Origin of the sequence: Acinetobacter sp. yr461 (genome assembly GCF_900110445.1) — a bacterium.
Classification (GTDB): domain Bacteria; phylum Pseudomonadota; class Gammaproteobacteria; order Pseudomonadales; family Moraxellaceae; genus Acinetobacter; species Acinetobacter calcoaceticus.
This window is the reverse complement of record NZ_FODU01000001.1, coordinates 730,798-745,268: the sequence shown is the minus strand read 5'-3', so window position 1 is coordinate 745,268 and position 14,471 is coordinate 730,798. Positions and strand designations below refer to the sequence as shown.

At 37.5% G+C, this 14,471-nt stretch carries 7 protein-coding genes and 2 pseudogenes; 3 read left to right on the top strand and 6 right to left on the bottom strand.

The genetic code is table 11. The features are described from left to right. Positions 1 to 52 precede the first annotated feature (52 nt). Entirely contained in the window at positions 53 to 820 is a 768-nt protein-coding gene (locus BMW38_RS03630; protein ID WP_092705853.1) for a tetratricopeptide repeat protein, read from the top strand. Positions 821 to 899: 79 nt separating this feature from the next. On the opposite strand, the gene adeT1 is transcribed toward BMW38_RS03630, so the two are convergent. From adeT1 to BMW38_RS03615, 3 genes and pseudogenes are all read right to left on the bottom strand, one after another. Beyond that, entirely contained in the window at positions 900 to 1,895 is a 996-nt protein-coding gene (adeT1, locus tag BMW38_RS03625) for a putative multidrug efflux protein AdeT1 (protein WP_092705852.1), read from the bottom strand. Between the two features lie 176 nt (positions 1,896 to 2,071). After that, positions 2,072 to 4,333: an ATP-binding cassette domain-containing protein gene (locus BMW38_RS03620; RefSeq protein WP_092705851.1), complete on the bottom strand. Its 2,262-nt coding sequence runs from the start codon at positions 4,331 to 4,333 to the stop codon at positions 2,072 to 2,074. Between the two features lie 208 nt (positions 4,334 to 4,541). Beyond that, a pseudogene (locus BMW38_RS03615) lies at positions 4,542 to 4,779 on the bottom strand (VF530 family protein). Between the two features lie 63 nt (positions 4,780 to 4,842). On the opposite strand from BMW38_RS03615, the pseudogene BMW38_RS03610 reads away from it, so the two are divergent. Next, positions 4,843 to 5,067, top strand: a pseudogene (locus BMW38_RS03610) (TetR family transcriptional regulator); the annotation flags it as partial. A 1,092-nt stretch (positions 5,068 to 6,159) separates the two neighbouring features. On the opposite strand, the gene BMW38_RS03600 reads toward BMW38_RS03610, so the two are convergent. The 3 genes from BMW38_RS03600 to BMW38_RS03590 all read right to left on the bottom strand — a co-directional run bounded on the left by BMW38_RS03600 (position 6,160) and on the right by BMW38_RS03590 (position 12,573). Continuing rightward, positions 6,160 to 7,356: an LLM class flavin-dependent oxidoreductase gene (locus BMW38_RS03600; RefSeq protein WP_092705850.1), complete on the bottom strand. Its 1,197-nt coding sequence runs from the start codon at positions 7,354 to 7,356 to the stop codon at positions 6,160 to 6,162. A 22-nt stretch (positions 7,357 to 7,378) separates the two neighbouring features. After that, positions 7,379 to 9,709, bottom strand: a complete 2,331-nt coding sequence (locus BMW38_RS03595) for a TonB-dependent receptor (protein WP_348271185.1) — start codon at positions 9,707 to 9,709, stop codon at positions 7,379 to 7,381. A 251-nt stretch (positions 9,710 to 9,960) separates the two neighbouring features. Continuing rightward, entirely contained in the window at positions 9,961 to 12,573 is a 2,613-nt protein-coding gene (locus BMW38_RS03590) for a TonB-dependent receptor (RefSeq protein WP_092705849.1), read from the bottom strand. 285 nt (positions 12,574 to 12,858) lie between these two features. On the opposite strand from BMW38_RS03590, the gene BMW38_RS03585 reads away from it, so the two are divergent. Beyond that, positions 12,859 to 14,442 carry an ABC transporter substrate-binding protein gene (locus tag BMW38_RS03585; protein ID WP_092705848.1) on the top strand — a complete coding sequence of 528 codons (1,584 nt, stop codon included), beginning with the start codon at positions 12,859 to 12,861 and terminating at the stop codon, positions 14,440 to 14,442. The last annotated feature ends 29 nt before the right edge of the window (positions 14,443 to 14,471 follow it).

Genomic DNA, 14,471 nt, shown 5'->3' with positions numbered 1-14,471 from the left:
AGCATCTGATTTTATTAACTATAAATTATTGAGATAACAATAAGGAAGTTAAATGATTCTAAAGAAATTTATATTAATTATCTTTTTATTAATGCTTGTGAAAAATGAGGCGTTGGCCGATTCATCTAATCAAGTACTTCTAGATGAGGGTAAAGATTATTTTGAAGGCATTAATGGTAAAGAGCGAGATTACGCTAAAGCTTTAGAACTATTTTTAATGGCTGCAAAACAAGGAAGTCCATTAGCAGATGCTCGAATTGCATATATGTATCAAACAGGAGTTGGGGTCACTCAAGACTATTCCGAAGCTTTTAAGTGGAACCTTAAAGCTGCGAATAACGGAGAATTACAAGCACAGTATAATTTAGCACTGATGTATCAAGATGGTTTAGGTACAGAAAAAAGCGATACAAATGCTTTTAAATGGTTTAAACAAGCAGCACTTCAAGGTGATGTGTCAGCTCAAATAAATTTGGGACTAATGTATCAAAATGGAGAAGGCGTTGATAAAAATCTAGATAAGGCATTCTTTTGGTACAAGAGTGCTGCTGCACAAAATGATTTCATGGCTTTTTATTACTTGGGAACGTTTTACGAAAAAGGAATCAGTGTTAAAAAAGATGAAAAACTGGCATTTGAATATTATCTGAAGGCTGCATTGTTAGAGTATGGAATTGGTCAATATGAATTAGCTAGATGCTATGAATATGGAATTGGAACAGATAAGAATATGAGCAAGGCGATCGAGTGGTATGGTAAAGCAGCTAAAAGAGGCAGTGACGAAGCTATCGAAAAATTGAAAGAACTAGAAATTAAATAATTTTAGATTCTAATCAATGGGAAGCTGCCAAGGCTATTTAGAACTTATGTATCCAAATTCACCTTTTCTGCCTCAGTATTCATTCATCGTTTAACGCGCATTCAAAATTACTTGGATTTTCTTTACATCTCACTTTTTTCAAAAAGTTCATCATTTTAGGGTCGTAGATACCTGCCTTGGTTAGCTGTATGCGTGCCTCGCGCATCATTTTCATATAGTTTAATTGTTCATTTTTAGGAATATCCATCCAATATTTTGAAGGAATATCACTTTCATATTTAGCAATAATGCCAAACGTTCTATTTAGTTGGCTGGCTACCCAAGTTCGCGACTTTTGCCCAAAACCTGCTGGAAACTGATCTTTACGAATAATAAAATTTGCTGAAATTTGAGTTAAAGGAAAACGAATGATTGCTCCTTTCTCACCTAAACCTTTGTAGAGTTCAAAAGGTTTAAATGCAACAATAGGAGCGGGCACAATATCAATTTCATGGTTATTAAACTTCGCTCCAGCATTGGTGACGTCTACTGATACAGCCTGACCTCCAACATGTTGAACAAGCTTAGGTTGGGCTTCATCGTATTTAAATACCCCAATTTTTTTACCAGCAGCTTTAGCGAGCGTATTGATACTTCTATCATTTACAAATAAATATGCAGGACCAATTGTTCCTAAGCCTGCAATTTCGTAAGGACCTACAACCATGTTTTTTGCTGCCATAGGCGAGGACAACAGCTTATAGGCATTAATTGCCGTTTTCATATTTGTTAATGCGCCAACAGCATCTAAAGATCCTGTATATTTATTAAACTGACGTCCACGTAAGCCACTAATAATAGCACCATCACATTTTCCGACTTTTAAATCTTCAGCTGCGACTCGTTCATCAACATATGCTTTTAAAGATATATCAGCTCCCCAATTTTTGGCTTCGAGTGCATAATCTTTGGCCAAAGCAAAAGCGTCTCCCGACTTACCAACTGGGTCAAAAACACAGACGGCTTGTTGCTTGGCATAAATAGTTGTTGTTAAACATGTGCTTGCAATAAGTAAAATAGTTTTAAAACGATCCATATTTAGTTATCCATTATTTAAATTATAAAAATTATTTTATAAATATGGGGCAGATTAGATATGGCATTTCAACAAAAATTTTAAGGGAAAAAGTCAAAAGATAGCTAAGAGAGGCAGTGACCAAGCTATCGAAAAGTTGAAAAATATATAGCCTAAGACTTAGATAAATCAATTTTTTACAGTTCTAGATATTTTTTCAAATAATGACCTGTTAAGGATTTTTCTGCTGAAAGCAAACCACTAACTGTTCCAGAGAACACCAATTCACCACCTTTTTCACCAGCCAATGGACCAATATCAATAATCCAATCTGCTTGACTTATAATGTCTAAATTATGTTCAATAACAATGATCGTATTGCCTTTTTCAACTAAGCTATTTAATAAACTAATCAATTTTTCAGTATCAGAAGGATGTAAGCCTGTGCTCGGTTCATCTAATACAAAAATATTATCTGTTTCATTGAGTTCTTTTGATAGTTTTAATCTTTGACGCTCACCACCAGAGAACGTATTTAAGCGTTGGCCGATTGCAATATAGTCTAACCCCAAGCTCACCAGAGAATTAAATTGCTGCTGTAAATTGTGATCTTCAAAAAAGTTACTCGCTTCTGTAACCGTCATTTTCAGAATTTCAGCAATATTTTTACCTTTATAAAGATACTTTAACACCTCTGGGTCATATCCTGAGCCATGACAAAGGTCGCACGTCATTTCAACATCATCTAAAAATGCGAGTTCAATTCTCTCGATACCTGATCCTTTACATTGAGGGCAAGCACCTTCGCTATTAAAACTAAAGAGCTTGGCACTCACTTTATTTACTTTTGCAAATAGCTGACGAATCGGATCAAGCAGGTCTAGATAGGTCAGTAAATTTGACCGAATACTTGCAGTAATTGCAGATTGATCAATGACTTTTGTTTCAGGATATTGTTGCGGTAAAACTTTACTGATTAATGTACTTTTTCCAGAACCCGCAACTCCTGTAATAACGGTTAGGCAGTTCTTAGGAATGTCGACATCAATGTTTTTTAGATTGAATAAATGGGCATTTTTAATGGAAATCCATTCACAACGAATGCGTGGTGTTTTCTTATAGACATTTGGTCTTCTAAAAAACTGGCCTGTTAGACCTGATGAGTTCTTTAACTCTGCGAAAGTTCCTTGGTAAATAATTTGACCACCGTTGATACCAGAAAGAGGGCCAATATCAATGACATGGTCAGCTGTTCTAATAAGATCAGGGTCATGTTCAACCAATAAAACACTATTTCCTTTATCTCTAATCTTTTGAATGATTTTAATAATATTATCTAAATCTTTTGGGTGAAGACCGATACTTGGTTCATCAAAGATGTAGAGTAGATCAACTAAACTATTACCCAAATGTTTAACCATCTTGATTCGTTGTGACTCACCACCAGATAATGTATTGCTCACACGATTAAGATTTAAATAACTGAGACCAACCAAGTTTAAGTTGCTCAGTTTATTGATGATTTCATGCAGAACAGTTTCAAATTTTTCACTTTTTATCGATTCTATAAATTCTAAAAGCATTGATACGGATAGGGCTGTGCATTCAGCAATATTTTTACCGTTAATCTTACAAGATAAAGATTTTTGATTAAGTCGTTGTCCCTTACATAAAGAACATTCTTTGGTTGTAATAATTTCCTCAAGTTTATTTCGATAACGATTTCTTTCCTGCGCTTCACCTTTCAAAAAGTTACGTTCAAATCTGGTCACCAGTCCTTCATAAAGTGCCGTTTTTCTCCATTTACTTGTGGGATTTAAAGGCTTGTGCTGAGGAGCATACAAAAACAAGTCCCATTCTTTTTCACTATAATCTTTTAATTTTTTATCTAAATCGAAATAACCTGAATCTGCATATCGCGTCCAACGCCATGCAGTAGGTTGATAGGTAGGAAAGTTGATTGCACCTTCTTCATTTAAGGATTTATTTAAATCTAATATTTTATAAATATCAATTATTTGCTCTAAACCAATACCTTCGCATTGTGGACACATGCCATTGGGATGATTAAAAGAAAAAACATTTGAATAACCAACAAACGGTTCACCCATACGTGAAAATAATAAGCGAAGATTGGCATAAATATCTGTAATTGTTGCAACGGTTGAGCGGATGTTACCCGTTAAAGGCTTTTGATTAATAATGACAGGTACATTTAAATTCTCAATTTTATCAACATCAGCGACCCCAAAATGCTGTAAACGATTGCGGACAAAGCTATCTTGAGTTTCATTAATTTGTCTTTGAGCCTCAGCACCAATAGTCTCAAAAACTAAAGAAGATTTACCTGAACCAGAGACACCAGTAAAAACGACAATTTCATGTTTTGGGATCTTTAATGAAATATTTTTAAGATTGTTTTGTCTGGCTCCATAAATATTTATTGTTCTTTTAGACATGTGTAATCACTTGAATTTAAAGATTTAGGGTAAAGATAAAACAAAATTTATGAAAAGGATGTATATGTTTATTAAGTAAATAGTTTAAATATTGAACTTATAGCGCTTAATTGTTAGGAAGCTGTCTAGAGAATCATTCTGGCTAAGACTAGAAATAGGGTTTGTCTAGGAAAGTGGTGGCAGTCCACCACTAATCAAAATGCTGAGGCTACGATTTCTGTTTGGCTTTTTGCCGTAAGACATACAAATATAAGCTTTCTACTTTTTCACGTGCCCATGGTGTGGTACGTAAGAATCGCAATGATGATTTAACACTTGGATCTATGCAAAAAACATCTAATTTCAATTTTACGACTTAAGCCTTCAAATCCACCGTAGTAATCCAATAATTCATCCAAAATGTCAGCAAGCTTTTTGCCGTGTAAAGGGTCATTGGAGGCGTTCATAATAGATCAACAATATTTTGGGAGTCCATTATTATAACCTGAGCTAGTTGGAAAATGAGAGGGATTGCGAAAACACATCCCGAGGTGTATCAGATCGTAATTGATTATCGAAACTGGTTGATTAAAGAAATTTATAATTTGCTGTTAACAAGTAATGAAGATGCTTTGAAACAAGATGCGCACATGTTTTTGTTTGTGATTGATGGAGCAATGGTTCAGCTTTTAGATCCAAGCAAGCCAGATGAGCGAGAGAGATTGCTTGAGTATTTTTTGATGCAGTTGGTGTGAGTATTTGAAATACTGTATGTATTGTGGTGATGGAAATCTAAAGAATAGCTGTACACATAAATTATATAAGTTTTTTAAAAGTATGTATAGCTGTATTTTTATTTTTTAATTAAATTTCAATAGGATACATGGTTGGTTGAATTTTAAATAAGAGCTTAGGTTGGCTAAGAACTCTAATGTTTAAAAGGCGATTTAGAAAAAGAAATCTATATAGCAGCCAGTAGTAATCGCAAAATACAGCTCGTAAAGGTGATATGCAGTTCAATAGGGTAAATATAAAAGTGTAATTACAAATTATAGGAAGCTGTGTAGAGAATTACTCTGGCGAAGATTAGAAATAGGGTTCAGCCAGTTTAAGTTGTGAAGAGTGCCAAGGCTTAGTAAGTTGCTCAAGCAACAGATGCAGTTTATAAGCTTTTTATAATTCAGTGTAGTGAAGCCTATAAACGGCGTACTAACAATGCAGAGTAGCCAGAGCCTTATATATGGTAGGTTTCCAAATATCTTATTTAACATAATATACATTATACGAACAATAATATAATTCCTTATTAAGTCTTTAGTTCTATCAAGCTCTTAGCTACATTTCCTTCTTAATGTTGCCTTACCATCACAGTTGTACGATAAAAAATATTGCTGCCCATTGATGACAACATCACTGGAATAAAGATTTCTTTATTCAAATAACATTTATAAAACTCAACTAAATGATGATGATCTTCATCAAGTTTAACTGCCTGCGAACATGCACCATTTGCTCAAGCCCACGATCGAATTTCTCTGATTGCAAAATTAGACGAATATTCTGTGCCTTTATCTCTAGCACGTTCGTCTACTTTGAGTAATTTGCCTTTAAAGATGTTGTGTGCGTTTGTCATGATAAATAGCCCTTATTCTATGCTTATCACGCTGAATTTTCAGATTCAGAATGAAGATTCTTGAGAATAAATTCGATTTAACTAAACATATAAGTCATTGATAATACTTTTTTAATTATTTAAAATTGCTTGACAAAATAAAACTTATACATAGATAAAAATTAAAAAGCCCAACTAGCTTACTAATCAGGCTTATTTAAAGAACATTTAAACTTTAAAGCGCAATATCAAACTCTGGGCTAGCTACCGTAGGCTGTAATCGAGCACGTTGCTTTTTAAAGTGCGGAAGAACGTGTTCACCAAGACGGTATGACTCTTCAAGATGTGGATAGCCTGCAAGAAAGAATAACTCTATGCCAATGCTATTGTATTCTTGAATACGTTCAATAATCTGTTGGTAGCTTCCCACTAAAGCAACACCTGGTGGAACACCAATATAGCCAAAGCCAGACCATACATTTGGATGTATAAAGAAGTCACTGACATTTTTACTGCCATCTTTTTCGGCATACTCTTTTTCGAAGCTTAATACGCGCGCTGAGCGTAAACCCGTATGGGCTGCTGCCGCGTGTAAACGTTGCTTTTCAGCGGCTTCATCGAGAAAGCGCTGTGCCTCTGCCAATGCTTCTTGTTCGGTACGGCGAGCAATGGTATCGATTGATAGACCAAATTTTATATTTTCACGACCATACTTTTTTGCACGAGCACGTACGTCTGCAATTAATGCTGCAATTTCTTCTGGTTTTTCAGCTCGCATTAAATAATAGTCGGCATGTTTCGCTCCAAATTCGCGAGCAGCTTCCGAAGAACCTGCTGTACAAATAATTGGAAGGCTCGCTTTATTCAATGGATATTTTAATCCACCACCTTCAGCCGAATAGTACTTTCCTTGATAGTGAAATGAAGGATTATTCCAATATCCTTTTACAACATCTAGAAATTCTGTAGCACGTGCATAACGTTCGTCATGAGGTAAATTATCACCTACTTGACGTTGGATTACTTCCGAACCGCCATTAATAATATTCCAAACCAGCCGATTACCTGTTGCACGCTGATAAGTTGCTGCAGTTTGTACAGCATTATATGGACTAAAATGATAAGGCTGGAATGCCGTCACAAAGTTAAGTTTTTTAGTTTCTCGAGCAAGTAACGAACATACAGTCCAAGGCTCTTCACCCGTTGGCGCATTCACCATGAGTGCACCAGCAAACCCATTAATTTCTGCTGCCCGTGCGATCTGGCTTAGATAATCAATATAGGTAAAATCATCACCTACGTTATAGTTAGAAACCGCTCCAGTATTTTCAACATTTTCAATATTGGCCCAATCTCCGCGATTACGTGGATCACCGGGTAAAAATTCTGTTTCGCCATGAAGCGGCAAACGTGTAAAAAATTCAATTCCCATTATTTTCTCCGTAAAGCAAAGCTTAGAATTTTGCAGTGAGAGAAACACCAACTTGACGTGGGTTTCCATAGGTTAAGACATATTGCCCAGCAGGACCATTTGGTCGCCCATGAACTTGATATTCTTCATCTAATAGGTTTTTAACGTAAGCATTAACTTGGTATTTATTATTTGCGCTGATATACCCAACGTTCGCGTTCCATAAGGTGTACGCTTTTTGACTCAAGATTGGGTCAACTGAATAATCTTGACGGTTCACTAAGAAAAACTCACGGTCACGATATTTTACATCTGTGCCCACAATGACTCGTGCTCCACTATCAAGGTTAAAGGTATATTCACCCCCTAAACCGATGGTGTATTTTGGAGAACGAACCAAGCTGTTACCTGTATTGTCAGCATTTACAACATTCGTTACTGGGTTTTTATCAACAAAGTCGGTGTATTCGCTGTCTAAATAGGCTCCGGCAAAGCGTAGGCGTAAATTATCGGTTGCCAAATAATCTAATTCTAATTCTGCACCTTTTACTTCTGCTTTAGGTCCATTTGCTAGAACTGAGGTTACTCCTCCACCCTGTCCTTCGGTCGCAACCAATAAATTTGTTTGAATATCTTTGTAGTCATAATAGAAAATATTGGCATTGGCCGTTAAATTGCCTTGTAACAAGCTAGACTTCAAACCTAGCTCGTAACTATTTAAATATTCAGGGTTAACATCTGCAAGTTGCGTCAGGCTACTTGAAAGTCCGGTGTTAAAGCCGCCTGAACGGAAACCTCGAGCAAAACGGAAATATGTGTTGATATCAGGAGTGATTTCATATTCTGGCGTAATATCGTAGGTGAGCTCATTCCATCTCTTTTTACGACTTGTTGAACCATTTGCGTTAGGTGCTGGATTATAAACCGCATTACTGTACCCATCCTTTTGCCACCAACTGCCTTTGGTGTAATCGCCCGTGGTAATTTGAACAAGGTCTAGATCAATGTCTTTTTCTTCACTTGTCCAACGTAGACCGCCTGTCACTTTAAATTTGTCGGTAAATTTATAGGTACTGTTTCCAAACAAGGCAAAACTTTGTGTGGTCTGGTTATAAGTAATATCTCTAAAAGCAGGTGTTCCTGAGGTCTGAGCTGGAGCGCCATTCGGTAGCGTTTTATTTACTCGTGCGCTTACCCCTGTTGAATCCAAATCTTCATTAAAGTAGTGAAAACCTGCAATCCAACTGAGTCTTTTTTCAGCATCGGATGAAATGCGAAACTCTTGGCTGTATTGGCGCCACTCATTATCACTATAGCTTCGTGCTACATCATATGGCGTATAGTCACCATCAGAAATGGATTTTTGAGTGGTCTTATCAAACGCTGTAATGGATGTAAAAGTATGACCTCCCCCTAAATCTCCTGTTAATGTGAGCGATGTACCATCATGTTGAATTTTATTGCTCTCAGCTAAATCTAAATTTGTGTCGCGGCCTTGTGGTCTTTCATAAACACCCCAGTATTTTCCAATACTTAACGAACCATTATTGCCCAGACCATTATAGGTTTGACTATGAAGATTGACTAAAGCATTCCAATCATCATTAATTTTTCCTAATATCTGGAAGCGGAATGATTTTTTATCAACATCTCCGTAGTCTTCTCCACTGGCTAAATTCTTTGCATAGCCATCGCGGTCTTCTGAATAGAATGCTCCTCTTACGGCAACGTTATCTGATATAGCCCCATTCACGGCGCCTTCAAAAGTACGAAGATTATGGTCGCCTATTCCTATAGTTCCGTAACCAGTCGGTTTGTCTGAAAAAACGGGTTTCCGTGAAATGTAATTCACTGCACCAGCCGTGGTATTTTTACCGTAAAGCGTGCCTTGTGGACCGCGGAGAACCTCAATACGTTCTAAATCGAATAAGTCTCCCGCACCGGCAACAGGCGCATTTAAATAAACCCCATCTGCATATATACCGACTGGAAAAACTGTAGATGCTGCAACATCGCCAGTTCCTAGACCACGAATATACCAACGTGGACGGCTATCGCCATCAGGGTTTTCGGCTGCTGCATTGGGTGTATAAGTTAAAACATCGCCAATAAATGTTGAGCCTTTCGCAGCTAAATCTTTGCCAGAAACTGCCGTAATTGCGGTCGGAACTTTTTGAATGTTTTGTGCACGATACTGTGCAGTAACGATGACATCGCCTAGTTTTTTTACATCTTTTGCATTTACCACCTGAGCTTGTTGCTCAGCAGGAATTGTATCAGCATCATCGTTCGCTAAAGCTAATGTCGAAACACTCGCCGTTACTCCCCACATAGCAGTTAAAATACTCTGCCTAATTTTTGTAACCTTAAACATGGTGACTCCATTTAAATAAATCTATTCTTATATTGGCAACTTCCATGCCATTAAATTTATTTAAATACTTTCAAATACTTATTTAAAAACCAAGAGTAAAGCGTGTAAAAACTGCTGATAGATAGACAGTCTGAAACGTATTATTGTTGTTATTTCAACATCCCCTATTTTATGTGTTTTCTATCCAGTATTAATAATAAAGCCATACAGACGTATGGCTTTTTAGGTTTCTTAGAAATGATGTGTAGTTTTTAAAATTTATAACTAAACTGGCCCTGTACAGTCAGTGGACGCATAGGTTGTAAAAACTCGCTATTCGCTCCTGCCAAACCATTCACAAAATTTCGTTCATTGGTTAGGTTGAGAATATTAAGGCCCACCGTCCACTGTGGGTGGCGATAATAAAGACCTAAGTCCAGATTATAGTTATTCGGTACTTTTACGGTTTGGCTTAGGTTAGTGTACCAGTAGCTTGTCCACCATCCTGATAGGTTGGCCCCAAAACCAGACTGATGTTGGTAATCTACATAAGCACTTGCAGAGTACTTGGGAATTCCTGCTGCATCATAACGTCCAGCTTTACGTTGGTTTAAAGCGTTATTGTCTCCCCAAACCGTAGCATTATCCGCATGAAAGCCAAATGGTGAAAAACCAGCAGGTATAATTGAGCTATATTCAGCATCTAAATAAGTGAAATTGCCCCCAATCGCTATATTTTTTTGGAGTTGCCATCTTAATGATGACTCAATTCCTTTTATTTCAAAGCGAGCCATATTGCCGTTGGTATCAGGCGATAAATCTCGTTTTTGTTCAAACCCACTTAGGGTTAAAAATAACTGGTCAGTGATAGGTTCATATTTAAATCCTACTTCTTTTAGCTCACTTTGACTGTCAAAAGCTAAAGGATTGAGCTGATTACCAGCACCCCAAATCAAGAATGGTCCAAATACTCCCGTATTTAATGCAGTACTTTTGTCATAGGTAAAATAGAGTGTACTTTTTGCAGTAGGCTTAATAAACGTACTGAGTTGGTAGCTCAATAGACTATATTTATCACTCGATGAACGTATATCTGTTGGGGTTAAGACCAGTGGGTTCTCAAGTTTCGCTCTTACAGAACTATGGTTAATTCCTAAGTTAATACCGAATACATCGTTAAAGGTAAAATTTTGTTGGGTGAATACACTCAACGTATCCCAAAAACCAGATCCGGTATAGACAGCTCCTCCTCCATTTGGTGGGAAGCCACCTTTTTCTGCATATAAACCATTTCCAATTGGGTACATGCGCGGTAAATTTAAATATCCAAAATATTGAGAATATTGAGGTACCCCTGCTTGCCCAATCCAACCTCCTGTTGAACCACTATTGTTAATTAACCCCAGTAAATCACCAGGATTCTTCTGCGATGGATCATTGGTTAAATCATAAGGATTAATATTAAAACTATTATTTGCAGCTAAGGACGTAAACTTTTCATGACGATATGTTCCCCCTGTACTGCTTTTATTATTAATTTTTACGCCACCTATTTCAAAATCATAGTCGCCTAAAAACTCTAGTCGGTTATCAATTAACTCATGATCTAAATCTGTAAAGAAGCTTCCAACAGAGTCGCCTAAATCTTTATTATTTTGATAGAGCGTACTATTCGCAATAGACCAATGGTCATTTAAATCTTTAATTACTTTTAATTGAGTACTAAATCGCTTGGCACTATTTTTATCTTCACTGCGTCCTGAAACATGATCATCTAGCTTGACCAACTCATTACCGGGGATTGATGGATCATAGACCCAACCTTTAATAGTTCCTGCTTGATCGGCAGTTGAGTTCGGTAACGGCGTGGTCTGAACTCCACCAACAGCAATATATTGGTTTTTATCGTTCTTCTGACGAGTTTGCCAACCAATGACTTTAGAATTTGCCGTACCCGATTCAAATACAGGAGACCAAAAAGTCGAACCGTTTTGAATAATAGGCGTAGCTCTACCTTTGTAATAAAGACCATGATCAACCGATTGTTGCGATGCTCTATTCCAGCCATGTGTCACATTAAAATCGTAATAGTCATCGTAACTAATATTCCAGTCTACCCGTAAACGATCATTTGGACGCCAAGCAAGGGCCCCATAAAATGCATTAAAGTTATTTTTCACATTGTCATAATAGTCATCTGTCTTTTGTGCTGTTGCACTAACGCGAAATGCTAACTCTTTTGAAATTGGGGCCGTATGATCAATACTGACAGAGAAATTAGGCTCTGCACCTTTACCTGAGTAAATGGAACCTACAGTCCCAGAAATATTGGTTTCGGCTTTATTAAAATTAGGCTTTTTGGTTAGGTAGTTAATATATCCGCCAGAACCTGAAGTCGGCGCAAAAATTACACCAGTTGGTCCTGCTACAATATCGGCTGCTTCATAAGCATTGAGATTGGTTGGATGGCGGGTACTGTAAATGCGTTGGCTATCTTGAAAAACTTCCGAGTTCTGTCCACGAATTTGTGGAGTAAAGTTAGCATTTTGTCCCCCGCCTCGTGTAATGCTAGGTGCATATTTGACGAGATCATCCGCACTTCGAATAACATCTTCTCTAAATTGTTGTTCTGATACTTGGGATACTACACGCGGGGTATCCAATACAGAGCTATCCGTTCCATAAATTGAGGTCACTTTGCGTTTGGGAACAACGGTGGTTTTCTTGATGGCTCCAGTAACCACTACATCTGACAAAGTAATCACATCATTTTCAGAATCACCTGCTTGTTGTGGTGTTTCTTCGGCAAAAACATATAACGGTAAAGTCGCCCCTAATATGCTAAGCGCAATAACTAAAGGTTTTAATTGAAAAGGCTGTCTCATATCACACTCAGTAAAGTAAATTTACAATGCGTTACGCAAAGCCTATGCCAACCATTAAACAGCCAAATAATTACCCCTAACCATTTGATTCAGTTATTTTTAATTTCTTATTCTTTATTTATCAGTTGTATTCATGTTTATTTTTTCAACAAAGCTGTTGAAATAGAGACACTCATCAAAAACAATAACTCCATAAGATTTTGATAAATATGGTAAAATTATAAAAAAATATTGGCATTTATTCTGCAATACCTTAGAAGATGAAGATCTAATCAGGTATTTATAATGACAAATCAAACATTTCTGTTATCACGTCGAAAATTTTTAACGCAAAGTCTCACGGCGCTAGGTGGCGTCTCTCTCGTGGGCAGTCTGTCTGGCTGCGGCCCCTCTCCAGACCATAGTACCGAATCAAACAGTACCTCTTCGGCAACACCTAAGCATGGAGGGGTTATACGCTTGGGGCTCATTGGAGGACAACAATCAGGCAGTCTAGATCCTCATCTTTCAGCATCTGGAAGTGGTATTACCCGAGGTTTCGCTATTTATAATAAGTTATGGGAATGGGATGAAAATATGCTGCCGCGACTTGCTTTAGCAGAGTTTGCCGAACCTAATCACAATGCAAGTGAATGGACCATCCGTTTACACAAAGGCTTAGAATTCCATCATGGTAAAACCATTACTGCGGACGATGTAATCTTTTCAGTGAAACGCCTAACAGACCCTAAACTTGCTTCACCATTTCGTAATCTGGTGCAGTGGATTGACCGAGATCGTATTCAAAAACTAGATGAATACACCGTTCGTATTCCTTTTATTAGTACGCTTCCCGGCTTTGTTGCATTGCCTGAAACTTGGGTAAACTTTGGAGGAATTGTACCGACTGACTTTGACCCTATTCATAATCCAGTGGGAGCTGGTCCATATAAAGTCAAAGAGTTTATTCCGGGGCAACGTTCTGTTTTTACCCGCTTTAATAATTACTTTAAACCTGACAAACCTTATGCAGATAGTTTTGAAGTGATTGATTTTAAAGATCAGGTCTCTCGATTAAATGCTTTATTGGCTGGGCAAATTGATTTAGCGAATGCGATTTCACCTGAATATATTAAAATTTTGGAGCAGGCAAAACACATTCAAACCATACGCTCTGAGACCAATACGCATAATAGTTTTGACTTTAATACTCAACAAGCGCCGTTTAATGACCCTAGAGTACGTCAGGCATTTCGTTTGATTGCAAACCGAGAGGAGTTGGTACAACGAGGCTTAAATGGACAAGGCCGAATTGCCAACGATCTTTATTCGCCGCAAGACCCTGCCTTTCTCAATTTACCGCAGCGCCAACAAAATATTGTCGAGGCAAAAAATTTATTAGCACAAGCAGGCTTTAAAGATGGTTTAAGTGTAGAGCTTGTTACCCCTGCGAGTAGCGCTCAACCTGCATTAATTTTTGCCGAGCAAGCAAAACAAGCCAATGTGAATATTCGAATTAAACAAGTCGATTTTGCAACGTTTAATGGCCCTGATCGTAATAATTGGCAGCTATCGAGTAATGCGACCAATGTAGGCACACCCTATTTATCGACTGCCGTTGTTAACGATGCTCCAATTTCTACCACCAACCGTGTGAACTTTAAAGACCCTGAATATAGTGAGCTATTTTTTAAAGCACTGGCAGAGCCTGATTTAACCAAACGCAAAATCCATTTAGCGCAAGCACAAAAAATTCAACATGAACGTGGTGGAATGCTTATTTGGGGGTTTAGCCACACCATTGATGCCGCAGCGAAAAATATTGGCGGTTTAGCTCCTGAACATACGATTTTTCCGACATGGCGTTTTGAGAAACTCTGGAAAGCTTAATACTCATCTGTAAAGTCACAATATAAAAA

Excerpts from the sequence above, each read along its gene's own strand:
- BMW38_RS03585 (WP_092705848.1), top strand. The coding sequence starts at position 12,859 with ATGACAAATCAAACATTTCTGTTATCACGTCGAAAATTTTTAACGCAA.
- BMW38_RS03600 (WP_092705850.1), bottom strand. The coding sequence starts at position 7,356 with ATGGGAATTGAATTTTTTACACGTTTGCCGCTTCATGGCGAAACAGAA.
- BMW38_RS03590 (WP_092705849.1), bottom strand. The coding sequence starts at position 12,573 with ATGAGACAGCCTTTTCAATTAAAACCTTTAGTTATTGCGCTTAGCATA.
- BMW38_RS03595 (WP_348271185.1), bottom strand. The coding sequence starts at position 9,709 with ATGTTTAAGGTTACAAAAATTAGGCAGAGTATTTTAACTGCTATGTGG.
- BMW38_RS03620 (WP_092705851.1), bottom strand. The coding sequence starts at position 4,333 with ATGTCTAAAAGAACAATAAATATTTATGGAGCCAGACAAAACAATCTT.
- BMW38_RS03630 (WP_092705853.1), top strand. The coding sequence starts at position 53 with ATGATTCTAAAGAAATTTATATTAATTATCTTTTTATTAATGCTTGTG.
- adeT1 (WP_092705852.1), bottom strand. The coding sequence starts at position 1,895 with ATGGATCGTTTTAAAACTATTTTACTTATTGCAAGCACATGTTTAACA.